The sequence below is a fragment of the Pseudomonas sp. LW8 genome (assembly GCF_041956865.1).
Classification (GTDB): Bacteria; Pseudomonadota; Gammaproteobacteria; order Pseudomonadales; family Pseudomonadaceae; genus Aquipseudomonas; species Aquipseudomonas siliginis.
The window spans coordinates 2688875-2707658 of the sequence record NZ_CP168138.1 but is presented as its reverse complement, the minus strand read 5'-3'; the positions used below and the strand labels follow the sequence as shown (position 1 = coordinate 2707658).

At 60.6% G+C, this 18784-nt stretch carries 15 protein-coding genes and 1 pseudogene; 6 read left to right on the top strand and 10 right to left on the bottom strand.

Annotated features, from left to right (window positions below; translation table 11 throughout):
- Positions 1-341: 341 nt before the first annotated feature.
- From AB9L16_RS12395 to AB9L16_RS12385, 3 genes and pseudogenes are all read left to right on the top strand, one after another.
- Positions 342-683, top strand: a pseudogene (locus tag AB9L16_RS12395) (DUF6124 family protein); the annotation flags it as partial.
- A 423-nt stretch (positions 684-1106) separates the two neighbouring features.
- The gene (locus tag AB9L16_RS12390) at positions 1107-3683 is read left to right on the top strand and encodes a hypothetical protein (RefSeq protein WP_375123665.1); all 2577 of its coding nucleotides are present in this window, start codon (positions 1107-1109) and stop codon (positions 3681-3683) included.
- A gap of 516 nt (positions 3684-4199) precedes the next feature.
- On the top strand, positions 4200-4559 hold the full coding sequence (locus tag AB9L16_RS12385; RefSeq protein WP_375123664.1) for a DUF6124 family protein: 360 nt from the start codon (positions 4200-4202) through the stop codon (positions 4557-4559).
- A gap of 593 nt (positions 4560-5152) precedes the next feature.
- Here the strand turns inward: AB9L16_RS12385 and AB9L16_RS12380 are convergent.
- The 10 genes from AB9L16_RS12380 to AB9L16_RS12335 all read right to left on the bottom strand — a co-directional run bounded on the left by AB9L16_RS12380 (position 5153) and on the right by AB9L16_RS12335 (position 15336).
- Complete coding sequence (locus tag AB9L16_RS12380) at positions 5153-6133, bottom strand: LysR substrate-binding domain-containing protein (RefSeq protein ID WP_375123663.1); 981 nt, start codon at positions 6131-6133, stop codon at positions 5153-5155.
- Positions 6134-6298: 165 nt separating this feature from the next.
- Positions 6299-7246, bottom strand: a complete 948-nt coding sequence (locus tag AB9L16_RS12375) for a peptidylprolyl isomerase (RefSeq protein WP_375123662.1) — start codon at positions 7244-7246, stop codon at positions 6299-6301.
- A complete protein-coding gene (locus tag AB9L16_RS12370) occupies positions 7243-7713 on the bottom strand; it encodes a YbjN domain-containing protein (protein ID WP_056785756.1) in 471 nt (156 codons plus the stop codon). Before AB9L16_RS12370 ends, AB9L16_RS12375 begins: the two co-directional genes overlap by 4 nt.
- A 17-nt stretch (positions 7714-7730) precedes the next feature.
- A complete protein-coding gene (locus tag AB9L16_RS12365) occupies positions 7731-8360 on the bottom strand; it encodes a DNA repair protein (RefSeq protein ID WP_150635406.1) in 630 nt (209 codons plus the stop codon).
- A gap of 17 nt (positions 8361-8377) precedes the next feature.
- Positions 8378-10075 carry a putative porin gene (locus AB9L16_RS12360; RefSeq protein ID WP_375123661.1) on the bottom strand — a complete coding sequence of 566 codons (1698 nt, stop codon included), beginning with the start codon at positions 10073-10075 and terminating at the stop codon, positions 8378-8380.
- A 39-nt stretch (positions 10076-10114) separates the two neighbouring features.
- Entirely contained in the window at positions 10115-10819 is a 705-nt protein-coding gene (locus AB9L16_RS12355) for an energy transducer TonB (RefSeq protein WP_122692655.1), read from the bottom strand.
- Between the two features lie 3 nt (positions 10820-10822).
- Positions 10823-11248 (bottom strand): biopolymer transporter ExbD, encoded by a 426-nt coding sequence (locus AB9L16_RS12350; protein ID WP_003201710.1) that lies wholly within the window; start codon positions 11246-11248, stop codon positions 10823-10825.
- Between the two features lie 11 nt (positions 11249-11259).
- Positions 11260-13059, bottom strand: coding sequence for a DUF2341 domain-containing protein (locus tag AB9L16_RS12345; RefSeq protein WP_375123660.1), 1800 nt, complete (start codon positions 13057-13059; stop codon positions 11260-11262).
- Positions 13060-13071: 12 nt separating this feature from the next.
- Positions 13072-14670, bottom strand: coding sequence for a ShlB/FhaC/HecB family hemolysin secretion/activation protein (locus AB9L16_RS12340; protein WP_095179900.1), 1599 nt, complete (start codon positions 14668-14670; stop codon positions 13072-13074).
- A 54-nt stretch (positions 14671-14724) separates the two neighbouring features.
- A complete protein-coding gene (locus AB9L16_RS12335; protein WP_095179898.1) occupies positions 14725-15336 on the bottom strand; it encodes a transposase in 612 nt (203 codons plus the stop codon).
- Between the two features lie 376 nt (positions 15337-15712).
- Here AB9L16_RS12335 and AB9L16_RS12330 point away from each other — a divergent pair, with 376 nt between their 5' ends.
- The 3 genes from AB9L16_RS12330 (at position 15713) to AB9L16_RS12320 (ending at position 18759) form a co-directional block, all read left to right on the top strand.
- On the top strand, positions 15713-17338 hold the full coding sequence (locus AB9L16_RS12330) for an NADP-dependent glyceraldehyde-3-phosphate dehydrogenase (RefSeq protein ID WP_016774600.1): 1626 nt from the start codon (positions 15713-15715) through the stop codon (positions 17336-17338).
- Between the two features lie 102 nt (positions 17339-17440).
- Positions 17441-17797 carry a DUF3302 domain-containing protein gene (locus AB9L16_RS12325; protein WP_016774599.1) on the top strand — a complete coding sequence of 119 codons (357 nt, stop codon included), beginning with the start codon at positions 17441-17443 and terminating at the stop codon, positions 17795-17797.
- A 2-nt stretch (positions 17798-17799) separates the two neighbouring features.
- Positions 17800-18759 carry an HlyD family secretion protein gene (locus tag AB9L16_RS12320; RefSeq protein WP_016774598.1) on the top strand — a complete coding sequence of 320 codons (960 nt, stop codon included), beginning with the start codon at positions 17800-17802 and terminating at the stop codon, positions 18757-18759.
- Positions 18760-18784 lie beyond the last annotated feature (25 nt).

Genomic DNA, 18784 nt, shown 5'->3' with positions numbered 1-18784 from the left:
CTTTTTAAACACCGCTGTTTAAATGACACCTGCTGACACGCCTTCCAGGCTACAAATCCTTGCGTCGTTGCCTACAGCCAAGCCAGAATCCGCCGGCTTGTGCGCCTTGGGGGCGGGTTCTATTGTGGTGCGGTCGCTGACGAATCAGCGATCGGGTCTCGCAGCCCGTCGATCTCTGGACGCACAACACCCGCTGTTTTTATGGCGGCTGTACGTGGGAGACCTTCGGGTCTGCCGGTTCTAGAGTCCCGGTCTGCGACCCGCGTACAGCTGCCACCAACCATTTCGTATCGCAGCGAAAGGTGGCAGCTCCGTCGACTCTAGGAGCTCTACCATGATCAAACCCACCCCAAACCGACCCCACCTCTCCCTACGAATCCCTCGACTCAAAAAAACTTCACCAAGCCGCCGACCGCGCCCTCGACCACTACTTCTGCCCACCCGGCTCCACCCCGCCGCCCTTCAGCCCCCGCGCCATGTACGCCGTCACCGCCGACACCAAAAACGAAGACCTGCTGGCCAACGCCTGCGAAACCCTCGCCTCCGCGAAAACCATCGCCCAGGAGTTCGCCGGGCTGGTCAAGCCATCGCAGCGGCGGACGCTGATGGGGATTGCGCAGCTGATCATGCTCGGCGAACTGGCGGTGAATCGGGTGCTTGATAATCTGGAGTTGCCACAGTAGCGGGCCTTTGATGATCGTTCCCACGCTCTGCGTGGGAATGCCTCGAGGGACGCTCCGCGTTCCAGCTCTGGTGGGGACGCAGAGCGTCCCGGGCTGCATTCCCACGCAGAGCGTGGGAACGATCAACGCGTAAGCAGTGAAGATTCCTGTGGGAGCGAGCCTGCTCGCGAAAGCGTCGGAGCAGTCAGCATTGCAACCGAACATTACGACAAATTCGCAAGCAGGCTCGCTTCCGCAACTGCCGCGCGGACAAGATCCGGCAAGACCGCTCGTCTGAATACCGCCTGTACCTGTCAGATCTGACAGGTGTGCTTTTTTTCAAACTGGAGTGAGATGGATCCCATTCAATGCACGGCACGGCACGGCACGGCACGGCACGGCACGGCACGGCACGGCACGGCAAAATTCTCAGGGAGCGCTTCCATGGATATCCAGTCTTCGATTTTCAACGAATTGTTTGTCTTGTATCCGGTCATCATCAGGGGCTGGGTCACACCGGTGAAGCCGCAGGGCATTGCCCAAGGCGGGATTCCCAAGGTGCTTTACGATGGCGAGACGCAGGGTCTGGAATGTCTGATAGATCCGTGGACGGAAATGCAGCTCGCTTCCTGGACCATGGCCGCTGATGACCGCGTCGATCTGTACGTCAACGACAACCCTACTCCCGCAACGGGCAAGACCGTTGCCCCGGGCGAAGAACAACAGCGGGTGCGCTTGTACTTGCCCCACGGCTGGCTCAATCAGGGCGTCAATCGCCTGTATTACAAGGTCACGCGCGTAGGAGGTAACGATGAATCGTCTCGGGACACGCTAGCCCTCTACCATTTGCGTCTGCCGGAATCTCTGGATCTGATCATTCCGCCGGAAGTAGTACGTGAAGGCGTGGGGCCGGAGCTCGCCGCACGAGGTGTGACATTTGCGTTTACTTACACCAACCGACGCCACTTCGACTCCATCGTTTTTGCGCTCGGCGATACCACCGTGCGCTTCGACGTGCCCGACGCGCCGGCCCCGATCAACCTGACCCTGCTCACCGATACCTTCCAGCGTGCCGGTGACAACCCGAATGCTGTGGCGGAATTCAGAGTATTTGACCAATTGGGCAATGCCGTCATGTCAGGTGAAAAGCGCGTGGACATTCACCTCGGTCGCCTTTCTCTGCTGGCACCCACCGTCCGTGGCATGAACGGCAATCAGTTCAGTCCGACCACTCCGGAAATCAGAGTCCTCGTACCGCAGGGTTCGTTACTGCCCACCGACACGTTGTGGGTGAACTGGCAAGGCGCGACGGCTGTCCCTGAAGGCTCCTACCCAAGCCCGCCTCGGCTGGTCAGTGCCGGCCTGGAGATTGCGGTACCGCGCTCGGTGCTCGCCTACAGCCTGGGCCAACGGGTTGCAGTCAGTTATTTTATCGACCGCGACGACAAACCCGTGGAGTCGGCTGTGTTGCTGCTGGACATTCTGCCGCTGCCGGCAACCGCTTTGAACTCCCCGAAAATTGTCGAGGCCGATGCCAACAATTTTCTCGACATAACGGCGCTTGGCACCAAAAACGCAACCATTCATGCGCTGCTGCATACCTTGATTGAAGCCGAACAGCCCTGCTGGCTGCGGCTAGAGGGCAAGAAGGCTGATGGCACTGCACATGACTTGACTCTCTGGGCTGGGTTGCCAGCTAGAGTCAACAGCACTTGGATCAACCAGGGATTCTGGCCACAGACGCTGGCGAACAATTATCTCGTTCAATTGGGGCATGGCACGACGCTGACGCTTAAATACCTGGTGGCGCTGGACAAGAGCAATATCGAAACGAACGCAGTGAAATTTCCGGATCGGGTTTACACGATCAAGTCTGTAGAACTGGTTGTGCCGACACTGGACAGGGTATTGGACTCGAACGGTGAGGAAGTGCTGGAAGGGGGATGGACGGTCAGCACTAGCTTAACGTTGTCGGGAACTGCCAGTAAGGGACTGGATATCGAGGTGTTCGATGATGATGGGTCGAGCACGGTTGCCAAAGGCCGAGCGACGGCCGACCCGCTGACGGGAATCTGGACACGGGAAGTAACTGTTGCCGAAGGGAAGCACCGGTTATTTGCCAGATCGTTGTATCACGGTGGAGAAGTTGATTCTGGCGCGCGGAGTTTTACTGTGGCAGCTGAAGTTGCCCCGACGATTGATTCGGTGAAAGGATTGCCAAGTAACGCCGAAATTGAAGAAGGTGGAACTACTGCAGACACTTCAGTAGCAATGCAAGGCTTGGCCTCGAAAGATCAATGGGTCGAGGTATCTGATAAAGAAGAGTTCAGAATCAAAGTCCCGGTGAACCACGAAGGCGTTTGGAAATACAGTGAAGATCTGACCGCAGGAAATCACAGCTATAAAGTCAAGGCACTGTATGGTAGTGGAAAAGTTTCCATCCCAAGAACTCTAAAAGTTGTTCCACCGCTATTGGTCGACATATCACCCGTACATCTCTCAGGGAGAAATTACGTCGTCGACCATGCCGCGCTTGGCTGGGCATTAACTGGAAACGATTTCCCAGATACAACCGCGACCCGGGCGGCGACAGGCGGGCAAGCACCGTACACCTACAGGTCGAGCATGCCCAACGTTGTATCTGTGGACGGCAACGGCATGATTCGTTCAATCGGGAATGGTGCAGCTAAAGTGATCGTATCTGACGCTAGCGGACAACTTAAAGAAATCCCTGTCGTAGTAAGCAACGTGCAAACGGTTTTAATTGGCGGCGCCAACTTTACACACGCTGCGGCCAGTGCTTGGATCGCGCGCGTGGGGGGCAGTCCGTTTCCGAGCACCTTGGGCGAGATTGCACTACTTAACGTTAAATACAGACCGCTTTACGAAGCCAATTACTTTTGGGGATATATAAGCTCTGACATGGTTCGATTCACATGGGCCCGCACTAATTTCACAAACGCGTCAACAGGTGCCTCTTCCCCTTTCACTTACACAGCAGTCTGTGTGGCTAGGATCTAAAGTTACACAAGGTTTCAAACAGAGAGTTTAACTACCTGGTTTCGACTGGTAGGTCGATTTGCACAAAGCGTGCACAAAGGGGCCTACACAAAGAGGACGGATTTATTTGACGAGAGATTTAAATAGCAGGGCGTGATCGAGGCTTTTCTTCTGATCGCGAAAGGGCCGTCAGGTTTGGCGCAATTTTTTGATTTAAACCAGGCGTTTAAAAGACACGCGCTGACACGCCTTCCAGGCTACAAATTCTTGCGCCATGGCCTACAGCTACGCCAGAATCCGCCGGCTTGTGCGCCTTGGGGGCGGGTTCTATTGTGGTGCGGTCGCTGAATGTTCAGTGATCGGGTTTAGCAGCCCGGGTTATCTCTAGACGCACAAGGTGTTGCCGTTATGGCGGCTTTGCGTGGGGCACTTCGGTGCGCCGGGTTCTAGAGTCCTGGTCTGCTAACCCGCGTACAGCCGCCACCTCTTTCGTTAGCAGCGAACGGTGGCAGCTTCACCACTCTAGAGGCTTCACCCATGATCAAACCCACGCCCAACCCACCCCAAACCGACCCGACCTTTCCCTACGAATCCCTCGACTCCAAAAAACTCCACCAAGCCGCCGACCGCGCCCTCGACCACTACCTCTGCCCACCCGGCTCGACCCCACCGCCCTTTAGCCCCCGCGCCATGTACGCCGTCACCGCCGACACGAAAAACGAAGACCTGCTGGCCAACGCCTGCGAAACCCTCGCCTCGGCCAAAACCCTCGCCCAGGAGTTCGCCGGATTGGTCAAGCCATCCCAGCGCCGAACGCTGATGGGGATTGCGCAGTTGATCATGCTCGGCGAACTGGCAGTGAATCGGGTGCTGGATAATCTGGAGTTGCCGCAGTAGCGGGCCTTTGATGATCGTTCCCACGCTCTGCGTGGGAATGCCTCAAGGGACGCTCCGCGTTCCAGCTCTGAGGGGACGCAGAGCGACCCGGGCTGCATTCCCACGCGGAGCGTGGGAACGATCAACGCGTAAGCAATGAAGATTCTTGTGGGAGCGAGCCTGCTCGCGAAGGCGGTGGGTCAGTCACTGAGGCTTCGACTGGCGGATTGCATTCGCGAGCAGGCTCGCTCCCACTATCGATACGGTTTGTTCAGTTACGGGTGTGGTGTCTGGGCTGGCGCCATCGCGAGCAGGCTCACTCCTACAAGGGGATCGGGTTAAGGCTGGAACCATTCGTGGCGTTCGTTGAAGGTTTTGATGATCGTCCCCACGCTCTGCGTGGGAATGCCTCAAGGGACGCTCCGCGTTCCAGCTCTGGTGGGGACGCAGAGCGTCCCGGGCTGCGTTCCCACGCGGAGCGTGGGAACGATCAACGCGTAAGCAACGAAGATTCCTGTGGGAGCGAGCCTGCACGCGAAGGCGGTGGGTCAGTCACTGAGGCTTCGACTGGCGGATTGCTTTCGCGAGCAGGTTCACTCCTACAGGGGGGCGGGTTAAGGCTGGAACCATTCGTGGCGTTCGTTGAAGGTTTGCTGGATGAGGTCGGTGAGGGCTTTGATTTCGGGGGAGTTTTGCGAGTCGGTGTTGACGGCGAGCCACGCGTGTAGCTGCATCGGTTCGGCGAATAATCCGGGCAGTGCGATGAGGCCACGGTCGAAGCGGCTCATGTATGCCGGCAGCAACCCGATGCACGCGCTGCAGCGAATCATCTCCAGCATCAATTCATAGGACTGCATCTGCACCACCCCAGCCAACCTCTCCTCCACCAACTCATTCCACGGCCGAAAGCTCTCAACCTGTCGGTCATGCTGCCATTGCACCAACATGAAATCAGCCAGATCTTCCGGCGTTTCCGGTCGCGCTGTCACCCGTGAATAGCGCTTGGCAATGTGCGGCAGATACGCAATCCGCGCGAGGTGTTGCGGTTCGCTAGTGGAAAAGGTCGGGCCGGGATTTGGGCATTCGCCAGGAGCAAGCCACAGGACAATGTCGGCGCTGACCGCACGCAATGCCAGTACGCTATCCAGCGCGATAATTTCCAGGCGCAGGCTGGCGTTGCGCCGCAGCAGTGCGATGAGGTCGCGGCCGAGGATGTCGTGCAGGATCGATTCGGCGATGGCCAGACGAATCAGCGGTTGTTCGATGACCGGGAGTTTGCGTTCGTGGGCCAGGGTGATGAGTCGGGCCTGCAACTGTTGGCCTTCGCGGGTCAGGCTGAGGGCGCTGCCCTGGAAGCTGAACAGGCTGCGTTGCAGTTGCTGTTCGAGTTGCGCGAGTTGTTTGCGCAATACAGTTGAGCGCACGTTGAGGCTGCGCGCGGCTTGCATGAAGCAGCCGCAGCGAGCACTGACCAGGAAGTATTGGGCGACTTCGCTGTCGATGGTCGCGGCCTGGTTTAGCCAGGGCTCGGAGCGGGATTGCGGCGATTGATAATCAACGGTGCCCGGGCGTCCTGCGGGTTCGGTGAATGACATTGATGACTCCCTGTCGATCTTTGTAGTTGTCTTGAATGCGCCCTGGATCCCTGTGGGAGCGAGCCTGCTCGCGAAAACGTTGGCACATTCAACATCTTCGCTGACTGACCCACCGCATTCGCGAGCAGGCTCGCTCCCACAGGGGTGATTGGTGTTCGGCTGACGTCAGTGTTTTTCCTCGAGGATTTTGTTCAGTTCAGCGCCGTCGATGCTCAGGGTGGCGGTGTTGAGCATGCCGTCCAGATAGGCCTGGGCGATCTGTTCCTGGCGTTGTGCGCGCAGGGCCTGGGTCAGTTGGTCGCGCAGTTCCTCCAGCGTCGCGGTGCGGGCCGGTTGTTGTTCGGTGAGCTTGATCACGTGGAAACCGGCGGCGCTTTGCACCGGATCAGACACGGCGCCCACCTTGAGCCGCGCCACGGTGCCACGCACTTCCGGCACCAGCTGTTGCAACGGTTGCAGGCCGGTATCACCGCCCCGCTCTGCCGTGACGCGATCCTGCGAATATTGCGTAGCGAGCGCCGCAAAATCAGCCGGTGCTGATTGCGCCTTCTTGCTCAATTCAGCGGCTTGTTTGCGCACCGTTTCCACATTCGCTGCGTCACTGACGCCAAGGAAAATCTGACTGACCCGGTACATCGGCGGCGTCTGCCAATTGGCCTTGCCGGCGTCGTACGCCTGCTGCAATTCAGCTGCGCTCGGATACTCCGCCGGCACCTGACTCACCGAGCGCAAATAATCACGAAACACGATTTGCTCAGTCGCAGCACGGGTCTGCCGGGCGACGTCCGGACGCTGCGCCCAGCCCTGCGCATCGGCCTGTTCCAGCACGGCTTTTTCGGCCAGTCGCGCACGAATCCAGCGCTCCAGCGCCTCACGGTTGCCGCGCAATTGCTCGCGGGTTTGCGCCGGGACAGTGGCCAGCAGGGCCTGCAATTCCTCTGGCGAAACCTGCTGATTGCCCAACCGCGCGACTGCTGGCCCGGCTGCAACCGCCGGCAACGGCGACGGCTGCTGGGCGGCGACCGGATCACTGCCCGGTCGCAGCACCAGCGCCACGGCCACCACCAACAACGCCAGCGCTCCGGCGCCGATCACCATGGCAGGCTTTTTCACAGTGCGACTTCCTCTGCTTCGGCGACAGCGGATTTGGCGGGTTGCACAGCAGCGGTCTGGCTAAAATCGCGCAGGTAAACGATGAATTCCTGCAACAGGCGATCCCACAACTCCAGATTGCCGCGCAGGTGCTCGTTGCTCACCCCTGCGGCCACGACCACGTCCATTTCCATCAGCAGAAACTCACCCTGCAACGACAACCGTGCAAACCGCCGCGTAGCGTTCCACTGCTCGGCCACGCCCTGGGGCAAGTCGCCCTGCACGCGCAGCGCACAGCTGAAGGTGAAATCAACAAAGCTGCCCTGCTCCACCGCCGGGTTGCCGAAGCGCACGGCGTAGCCGATGCCCTGACTGGCGCTGAGCAACTGGACGATGCCGTTCTGTTCGCTCTGGTTGACGCGGTAACCGGCGGCTTGCAGGACGTCGGTCAGTGATTGCGGGGAAACGTGGGTGATCAATTGAGTCATGGCTTTCTTCCTTGCTATCAGTGAGCGATCGCCGCTTGCGGCGCGTCGAATTGGGTTTTGTACAGCTCGTCGCCAAAGCCCTGGGCCAGTTCATCGAACTTGACCCGGGCGCTGCCGGCGAAGGGCTGGCGGATCTTCATCACTTCGGCGACGTCGATGTTTTCGTAGGCCGTGAGGATCTGTTTGGCGACGCCGTACATTTGCTGATTCTTGGCTGAACATTGCTGCACTTGTGTGTCACGTTCCGCCAGTTGCGCTTGCAGCTTCGAGCGTTCGGCTTCCTTGCCGCGAGCGAGGACCAGCAATTCGTCATAGGCTTTTTTGAACTTGCCAGTCTGCTCGGCACTGGCCGCGACTTGCGCCTGAGCCTGGCTGTGCAGGCTCTGTTGTTGCCCGGCCAGTTGCTCGGCGAGGCCTTTGGCTTTGGCCAGTTCGGCGGTCAATTGCTTGATTTGCGCCTGGGCTGCCTTGACTTCGTTCTGCGCCGCCAGTTGCGCGGCGCTGGCCTGGGCCTGTTGGCTTTGCAGGGCCTGCAATTGCTGGGTGGTGCTGCGCAATTGCGTGCGCAAGCGTTCTTCCATGCCTTCGGCGCTCGCCCCGGTGGCAATCAACAAACCCAGGCCCAGCGCGAGAAAACGCGTGTTCATAAAGCTCTCCCGGCGCCTTAGAAGCGCGTGTTGATCTCAAGCTGCAAGACGTCGATGTCGAACGGCGCGCCGTACACCGCTTCGGTGCTCATCCAGCGACCCGTGGCGAAAACGTTCTTCGCCAGGCCGTAGTTGCCGCCCATGAAATAGCCCTTGGCGTTGGTGCCGCCGAGGTGGAACGACGAGTCGTTGAAGCCGTCCGGCAAGGCGTCCGGCTGGATGTACTTGTAGCCGGCGAACAGGTTCCAGTCGCCCTTGCGTTTGAGGTCCAGTGCGTTGCCGAGGGTGAACTGCACCATCCATGCATTGGCGCCGCTTTCGATCTCGCCGTTGCTGTCGAGGTTGTTGACGATCTGCCCGGCGGAGCGCTTGCGCATGTCGCCTTCGTCGTAGCTGAGGTTGTGGATGTAGTTGCCCTGGCTACGCAGTTTGAAGTCCTGCGGCAGGTCGGCGTCCCACACGACGTTGAGATCGAGCAGGTTGAACTCGGACGCAAGCCCGACGAATTGCGGCTGCGGCGTAGCGCTCGGGTTGAGCGGGTTCGGCGTGATGTCACGCAGCAGGAACACGCTGTTGCCCTTTTGCATGAACGCTGCGCGAGTGCCATCGCTGTCGCAACCCGGTGCGCCGGCCCACGGTTCGCAGGGGCTGGAGCGCTGGCCCTGAATGTCGTCGAAACGGTAATAGGCCAGCGCGCCTTTGAGGCGGTTGTTGCTATTGATCGCCCACTTCGCGCCGAGCTGCGCGCCGTACAGCCACTTGTTGTCGCTCTCTTCCTTGTCGAAACCGTTGCTGCTGGAAGTGTCGTTGGTGTAGTCCACCGGGAATGCGCCGACGGTGCCGAACACCCCCCAATCGCGGTTGAGCTTGTGGTCGAAGATCGCTGCCACACCGTCGAAATTCAGGTCGCTGGAATAGAGCATGTCGGTGGACATGAACGGGTTGGCGAAGCGCCCGCCGGTCAGGGTCAGTTCGTCCGTTGGCTTCCAGCTCAGGTAACCCTGATCGAGCCAGATGTCCTTCTTGGCGAAGCCGCCACCGAGGTTCTGCGTGGTCGATACCGGGTTGTTGTCCGAACCGGTGCCGATGCGAATGCCGGCGGTCCACTCTTCCGAGATCAGCGCTTTCATGCCCAGGCGTGCGCGCAGGCGAAAGAGATTTTCGCGGTCTTCGCGGGTGTTGAGCAACGGCGGCAGGCTGGTGCTGCTGTTGGGATTCACGTCGTACGGGCCATTGTTGTTGAGCTTGGCGAAGTCGACGATTTCGTTGCTGTTGTTGCCCGAGTAGTAACGCGATTCGTCACGCAGACGAATGTCACCATCGAAACTGATGCGCGAGGCCCAGTCCGGAAAGGTATTCGGCGCTGCCCAGTTTTCCTGTTTGGCGGTGGCCATGACCTCGGCTTTGACCTGATCACGGATCTGGTCGCGCACCGCTGCCGGCACGTACTGCACGCGCACATCCCCCGGCGCGGCGACCGGTCCAGCCGCTACGGCAGTGGACGCGGCAGCCTGTTTGGCCTGCGCCGCTTCGTTCTGGGCCTGGGCGATCAGCGCGTCGGCCTTGTCCTGTTTGAGAATGCCCTGCTCGACCAGCAAGCGGATCAGATTGATCGTGGCGTTCTCCGAAGGCGCAGGCGCTGCCACGGCCTGACCGACCAGGGTCGCAATGACCATGCCGACCGCCAGGGACAATCGATTCACGTTGGAAATCATCTGCACACAACTCCTTTTGCCAAAGCTTGAATAAGTGAATTAACCCGGACGCCGCCCTTGCAGGGACAGGCGCACGGGCAAAGTAATGGAGGCCGGAGGCCGTTCGCTGAGGGCTGGCGCACCGCGTAAAGCGGCCAGCACCTGGGTATCGATTTGCGGGTTGCCACTGGACTTGATCAGCTCGACACGGGTGATCTCGCCGACGCTGCTCAGCCATACATCGGCCTGTAGCGAGAACGCGAGGTTGCGCAGCTCGGGGTTCTCGCGCAGCAAACGCTGGAAGGTGAACGCGAGAAACTGGCTGTACGTGCCCGTACCCAAACGCCCGCCGCCGGCACCGGCCATGCCGCCGCCCTTGCCCGCGCCGATGTTGAAAGCGTCGCTGCCGGCCTGCGCGTCGCCGTCCATTTGCATCGGGTTGGCCAGGTCGTCCGCCGGCGATGGCGGTGCTTCTTCTTCAGGCTTGACCTCCTCCGGCTCCGGCGTTGGCTCGGGCTCGACGACTTTTTCTTCCACCGGCGTTTCCGGCTCTGGCGGTTTCTCCGGCGGCGGTGGTGGCGGTGGCGGCAACGGAATGATCGTCGGCACTTTCGGCGCTTCGCGGCGCACGCCGGCCATGTCGTTGGCCCACTGCCAGAGGAACCACGCGGCGAGCGCGCCGACCAGCAATCCGGCGCCCCACTTCACATAGCGCAACGGCGACTTTTTCACGGGCGGCGGCTCGATCGGGAGTTGTGCGGTCATGACTCAGCCCTGACTCGGTTTGCCGGTGACGAGACCGACCTGGGACAGTTCGAGTCGGCGCAGCAGATCCAGCACTTCGATGACTTTCTGGTACTGCACCGTCGCATCGCCACGCACGATCACCGGAAAATCCGGGCTCTGCGCTTTCTCGATGCGCAGGCGTTCTTCCAGCTCCGCCAACGTCACGGGATAGGCATCGAGAAACACCTGGCCGCCGTCGTTGACCGAGATCGCCTTGGTCTTGGCCTCCGACAGCGACACCGAAGCGCTGGCCTTGGGCAGGTTGATCTGGATCCCGGAAACCTGCGCGGTGGCAGTGAGGATGAACATCACCAGCACCACCATCAGCACATCGACCAGTGGGGTGATGTTGATGCTGTCGACTGCGGCATCGTCATCATCGTCGTGGGAGGCATTTACGGACGCCATGGCAGTGCTCCTCAGGCCGGGACGGAGTGGTTGGCGTGATGGCCGCGCTGGTGCGACGCCTCACTGAACTGGCTCTCGCCGTGCATTTCCGCCAGACGAGTGATGAACTCGTCGACGAACACGCGCATGTCGGCGCTGACTTCCTTGTTGCGGGTGATCAGGCGGTTGTAGCCAAACAGCGCCGGGATCGCGACGAACAGGCCCATCGCTGTGGCGAGCAGTGCTGCGGCCATGCCCGGCGCGATGGCGTTGATGTTGACGTCGCCGGCCATTGCCGTGCCGAGGAACACCACCATGATCCCCAGCACCGTGCCTAGCAGGCCGATATACGGACCGCCGGCGATGGCGTTGGACAGGGTCGAGAGTTTCGAACTCAGTTGCTGGTTCTCGCGGGTGCGCACACCGTCCATCGAGCAGCGAATGGCTTCGATGGTCGCGGCGGAAACCGACGAGGTATCGGCGCCCTGCTCGCGGCGGGTGCGGATCTCTTTGACCGCCACCAGATACAGGCGCCACAGCGACGAATGCTGCAGACGCTGAGCCAGTTGCGCGTCGTCGGCGAACATCTCCAGACGCGTGCCGACCTTGGCGAATTGCACGCGAAAGTCTTCGTTGGCCGCAGTGACGCGGCTGAGGCTGCGGTTCTTGCGTAGCATGATGATCCACGACTGGAACATCATCAGCACCAGCACGGCGATGATCACCCAAGCGTCGATCGGCACCGCGTTGAGGAGGAAGCCGAGGCTGCCGAAACCGAAGCCGGATTGTTCTTCATCGACGCCGTAAGCGACCAGTTTCGACTCGGCGCCTTGCGAGGTGGCATCGGCCAGCAACAGCGCAGCAGGTCGGGCAATTTTCGACAGGCGCAGTTCGTCGATGGCGCCAGAGAATGGCTGCAACGCGCCTTCCTGCAGATCAGCGCCGATGGCCATGACCGAGTTGAATGCCGGCATCGCCTGGGCCAATGCAGCGCTCTCGCGACCGTTGATGTACAGGGTGACTTTCGAGCCCTCGGCGGTTAGTGCGAGGTGTTGCCATTGCCCCGGCGCCAGCGCTTGGGTGGCAGCGGCGCGCTGGCCGTCGATTTCCACGAACGGCAGGCCTTGGCTAACGCCGATCAGCAGGCTCTGCGAGCCTTCGCGTCGAGCGAGAATCAGTTGCTCGCCACTCGCCTGATCCAGACGCAGCCAGGCGCTGAAAGTGAACGCGCTGCCGGCGTTGTGTTGCAGTGAAGGACTGGCCGGCAGCAGCAACGGTTGACCGCTGAACTGCAACGCACGGCCGACGACGCCATCGATCGCTGTGCCGGTCGCGCTTTGCGCGGTGTTGCCGTACGCCGTGGTGTCTTTCGCCGGGGTGCCGGTGGCGCCGTCGAAGTGATACAGCGCGGTGTAATTCGGATCGAAAGTCAGTTGGCCGTTGCCGGTAGCCGGGGCTTTCTGGTTGCCGTAATACATCCAGATGTCCTGACGTTGGCCACCCTCGACATTCGGCACATCGACCCAGATCAGCGCCATGCCCATCAGCGCGTCGAAACTTTCGATCTGGTGGTTGAGCACGGTCTTGTCGTCGGCAGCGACGAAGCGCAGATCGGAGCCGTCCTCTTTCACGCCGTCGAAGGTGAAGTTGCCGGTGTGCAGGCGCACCAGCAGCGCGGTGCGGCCAAGGGCCTGATTGATCGCCGCGCCCTGCGGTGTGGTGTCGACGGCGATCTGTTTGCGGTAATGCCAGTCGTCCTGCCACCAGGCCTGAGCCGTGGCCGGGAGCACGAAGCCCAGGCAGATCAACAACGAAAGGAGAAGGCGTTGCATGGACGTGCTCCGTTAGAAAGTGGCTTGAAGGTTGAAGTGCAGGCGCGATTCCTGCTTTGAGGTGTTCGGCCCTTCGAGTAGCGGGTAGCCCCAGTCGAGGCTGCCGGACAGCCATTTACTGAGGCTGGCGCGGGTGCCGAGGCCGACGCTGGCCAGGGCGTAATTGGCGTCCTGATCCGGCAGTTCGTCGCGCAGGTACAACTGCGCGCCTTCGGCGAAGGCATAGAAGCGCCAGTCCTGCATCCACGTGCCGGCGAATTTCGCCAGCGACGGTGTGCGCAATTCCTGGCTGAGCAGGTAGCCGTCATCGGCGGTACGTTCAGCCGCGAGATAGCCGCGCACCGAAGTGGCGCCACCGGCGGAGAATTGTTCGTTGGAAACCAGCGGCCCCGAGGCGAGTTGGAATGCGGCTTTGCTTGCGCTCTGCCAGTCGCTGTCGAAGGTCCAGGTGTAGTTGGTGTCGCCCTTGAGCACGGCGAAACCCGGTTTGGCGCGATAGCGTTTGTAGTCGAAGTCTTCGTCGTCGCTGCCGTAGCCGAACACGCTGCGCGTGGCGGCAACCAGGCTCAGACCGAGACCGAGCTGGCTCTTTTCGCTGTAGCGATAGCCGTTGTAGGCGAAGGTGAACGGCGCGTATTTGAGCGGTACCTTGTCGCTTTCGCCGGACAGGCTCAGGCGCTCGTCGAAGTCCTTGAAGTCGATGCCGGCCGACAGCGAGTTCGACCAGTTGCCACTCGAGGGCAGCGTGTAAATCGCCGCGACGCCGTAAGAATGACCCTTGCCGAGCACGTTGCTGCCGCCGATGGTGGCGACGTTGCTGTCGGACTGGTAACCGGAGAATTGCACGCTCCAGCGCTCGCTCAGCGGCGCGGTGTAGGACCCGGACCAGACCTTGGCGTTGTCGGTTTCTTGCGGCGCGGTGAAGAACGTCAGGTTGACGCTGTGACCGAGTTGCCAGAGGTTGTTGTAACCGAGGCTGGTGACGCTGCGCAGCTTTTCGGTGTCGGCGCTGTAGTCGTTATTGAGGCCGACGCTGGCCGTCCATGGGTTCTGGTCTTCGACCTGCAAGTCGACATCCATGGTGCCGGGGCGCTGCCCTTCACGCACCAGCGGCATGACCTGGCGACCGGGTGTCTTGTTGAGCTGCGCGAGTTCGCCCTGGACTTTGGCAAAGTCCGGCACCTCGCCTTCTTTCAGCGCCGGGACGTTGTCGCGGATATCCAGCGGCGAATAGTGTTTGGCGCCGACCACGCGCACCCGGCCGACCTTGGTTTCGCTGACTTGCAAATAAACGATGCCATCGGCCACGGCCTGCTCGGGCAGCTCGACAAACACCGACTGATAGCCGCGCTCCTGATAGGCCTTCTGCAACGCATCGCGGGCGCCTTCGATGTCGCTCAAGGCTTTCTGCGGGCCGAGAAACGGGTACACCGCTTCTTCGATCGCCCGCGCATCGAGCACGGTATTGCCGCGCACAAAGTATTCGTTGACGTCGACCAGTCGCTGCGCGGCGGGCGCTTCTGTGCCCTCCTCGGCCAGCGCCGGCTGCGCGCCCGCCGTCACCAGCAGCCAGCCCCACAGTGCCAGCCGTGACGTGAAAATCCGTTCCACACTACCCCCTGAAATTCGCGATGACCTGTAGGCGTTAGCGCCCGATGTGATGCGTCAATTGCTGATCGTTGTGGCGCAGGCATGCTTGCCCAGCCAGGTGTGCAACAGCGCAAAGTTCAGCGAGAACTCGGGCATTTGCAGCAAGGCACCGCAGAACACTTCGCCGATGATTTTCTGAATCAGCAGCACCGCACGCGGCTCGTTGAGCAGCGTGGCGATGTCACGGCTGAGGGCGGTGAAACTCCAGACCTTCTGGTTCAGGCCAAGGCCGACGAACCAGCGGAACAGCAGGTTGTAATTGAGCTGTTCATAGAGCTGCTGTTCGCTGGGCACCGAATACAGCAATTGCAGGAGCAGGATGTGCATCACCGTCTGCGCGGGAATGAGCATGCCGGGTGCGGCATTGAGGTCGCGCAGCAGGTCCTGGTGGGCGTCGAGCAGATCGTCGATCTGCGGGCGCAGCAGCACCAGCGAATGGCCCGGCGGAATGTAGCTGGAGACCTCTTTCAAAGCGCCCTGCCAGTCATCCTGCGAGACGATCCAGACCCACGGCGCGCCGTAGCGATACACCGAAACCGGCTTCTTGCGCGCGGCTTCGACGATCTTCGACAGGCGTTGATCGAGCTCCTGCATGCCCACTTTCGAATAGCGTTCCATAGTCCCCATTGCCTCACTCCCGGCGTCCCGCCTCGGCTTGCAAAGTGCGCCCCGAAAGGCCCCTCAAGCGCGTTACACAGGCATGACCGGACTGGCTATGTGCTACCGAACTTTTGTCATAAAAGCTTCATTACCGAAGATGGATTGACGGATGTAGATGATCGACCGTGGGAGCGAGCCTGCTCGCGAAAGCGCTGTGTCAGGCGATGAGGATGTTGGATGTGCCGCCGCCTTCGCGAGCAGGCTCGCTCCCACAAGGTGGACTGTGGTTGCACCGTTGCGTGACATTCGCGTGACATTCACGGGGTTAAATCCCGGCCCGTTCAGGCGTATAACCTTCACAAGACTTTCAATCGGCACGCCGACTTCAACACAGGGTAGTGACATGACCACAGCAAACATCCTTGGCAACCTGTTCCCTTCGGTCAGCGACATCCCGGAAAAATATCGCCTCGACGCTCAGGTCGAGCAGCGTGAATATCTGGTCGATGGCCAGTTGCGCCGCTGGGACGGCCCGCTCGCGCAGGTGCGCAGCCCGGTTTATCTGAAAAGCGAAAACGGCGAAGAACAGGTGATCCTCGGCAGCACGCCGCTGCTGGATGCCGACACCGCCCTCACCGCCCTCGACGCTGCCGTTCGCGCTTACGACCGAGGTCAGGGCCTGTGGCCGACCATGCGCGTGGCCGAGCGCATCCAGCATGTCGAAGCGTTTCTCGGCCGCATGCGCGAGCAGCGCGAGGCGGTAGTCAAGCTGCTGATGTGGGAGATCGGCAAGAACCTCAAGGACTCGGAAAAAGAGTTCGATCGCACCTGCGATTACATCGTCGACACCATCAATGCCCTGAAAGAACTCGACCGCCGTTCCAGCCGCTTTGAGCTGGAGCAGGACACCCTCGGCCAGATCCGCCGCGTGCCGCTCGGCGTCGCCTTGTGCATGGGGCCTTACAACTACCCGCTGAACGAAACCTTCACCACGCTAATTCCGGCACTGATCATGGGCAACACCGTGGTGTTCAAACCGGCCAAGCTCGGCGTGCTGCTGATTCGGCCGTTGCTCGAAGCCTTCCGCGACAGCTTCCCGAGCGGCGTGATCAACGTCATCTACGGCAGCGGCCGCGAGACCGTCAGCGCTCTGATGGCCAGCGGCAAGATCGACATCTTCGCCTTCATCGGCACCAACAAGGCTGCCAGTGACCTGAAAAAGCTGCACCCGAAACCACACCGTTTGCGCGCGGCTCTGGGTCTGGACGCCAAGAACCCGGGCATCGTTTTGCCCGAAGTCGATCTCGACAACGCCGTTAGCGAAGCGGTAACCGGCTCGCTGTCGTTCAACGGTCAGCGCTGCACCGCACTGAAAATTCTTTTCGTGCATGAAGACGTGGTCGACAGCTTCATCGAGAAATTCAACGCCAGACTGGCCACGCTGAAACCGGGCATGCCGTGGGACAGCGGCGTGGCGCTGACGCCGCTGCCGGAGTCGGGCAAGGTCGATTATCTGCACGGTCTGGTCGCGGATGCGCAAAGCAAAGGCGCGCAGGTGGTCAACCCGAATGGTGGCGAGTCCCACGCCTCGTTCTTCTACCCGGCAGTGCTCTATCCGGTGAACCCGCAAATGCGCGTGTATCAGGAAGAACAGTTCGGCCCGGTCGTGCCCATCGTGCCGTACCGCCACCTCGATACCGTGATCGACTACGTGCTGGAATCCGATTTCGGCCAGCAGTTGAGCATCTTCGGCACCAACCCGGTGGCGGTCGGCCGGCTGGTCGACACTTTCGCCAACCAGGTCGGGCGGATCAACCTCAACGCCCAGTGCCAGCGCGGCCCGGACACTTACCCGTTCAACGGTCGCAAAAACTCCGCCGAAGGCACGCTGTCGGTTCACGATGCCTTGCGGGTGTTTTCGATCCGCACGCTGGTGGCGACCAAATTCCAGGAGAGCAACAAGGACCTGATCAGCGAGATCATTCGCGGGCGGGATTCGAGTTTCCTGACCACCGATTACATCTTTTGACGGATGATCGGCAGGATTGAACGATCCTGCCGATCCGTCAGCCCCCCGGCGATTCAGTGACTACACTCAGCCCAGCATTGCTGAATGCCCGGGAGGCTGACCATGCTCGATTACTTCGCGTTGGGTCTGTTGGTTTTTGTCGGTCTCGTGCTGTTTTACGGGATCATCGTGCTGCATGACATTCCGTACGAGATCGCCGTCCACCGCAACCACCCGCATCAGGACGCGATCCATGCCACGGGCTGGGTCAGCCTGTTTACCCTGCATGCGCTGTGGCCGTTTCTGTGGATCTGGGCGATGGCCTATCGCGAGGATCGCGGTTGGGGTTTCGGCGATGGCAAACCCATTCAGAATCACGTCAATCAACTGGAGCAGCAGGTCGTCGAGCTGCAAGCCCGGATCGAGCGGCTCGAAGCGCAGTCGCCGGTTGCGCCGCAATCTGACAGCCGGGGGATCTGAGCATGGATCTGTTGCTCATCCTCACGTACGCCGCACTCTGCGTCGCCATTTTCAAGATCTTCCGCATTCCGCTGAACAAATGGACGGTGCCCACCGCTGTGCTGGGGGGCGTGCTGATCATCGGCGCGCTGATTTTCACCATGAACTACAACCATCCCTATTCCGAGGTGGCGCGCTCCTACTTTGTCTCGGTGCCGGTCATTCCGATCATCAGTGGCCAGGTGATCGACGTGCCGGTAAAGGGCAACGAACCCCTGGAAAAAGGCGACGTGCTGTTCCGCATCGATCCCACGCCTTTCCAGAACCGCTTGAAATCGCTGAAGGCGCAACTGGTTGCAGCCAAAGGCGACCGCTACCGCATCACCGAACTGATCCGCCGCAACTTCGGCACCCAGCGTGAACTGGATGCGGCCATTGCCCGCACCGACGATCTGCAGGCGCAACTTGACAATGCGCAGTTCGAGTTGGACAACACCGTGGTTCGAGCACCGAGCAAAGGCTTCGTCACCCACGTTTCGCTGCGACCGGGGATGATGGCGAGCAAGCTGCCGCTGCGCCCGTCAATGGTGTTTATTCCGCAGGAAGGTCAGTACTTCGCCGCCTGGATGCGCCAGAACAGCCTATTGCGTCTGACCGTGGGCGACGAGGCCGAAGTCGCCTTCGATGGCATTCCCGGCAAGGTCTTTGCCGGTCGGGTGAAAAGTGTGATCGGGGTGATCGCCGAGGGCCAGGTGCAACCTTCCGGTACCCTGATCAGCTACACCGGTTCGCCACCGGCCGGACGCGTGCCGGTGATCATCGAGATAACCGATCCGGCGTTCGCCGAATACAGCGCGCTCATGCCGGGCGGCGCCTACGGGCAAGCGGCGCTTTACAGTCAGCACTTTCACCACATCGGCGCGATGCGCAAAATCCTGCTGCGCATGTCCGCCTGGATGAATTACATTTTCCCCTTCCATTGATTTGACTGACGTACGAGGTTCGCAC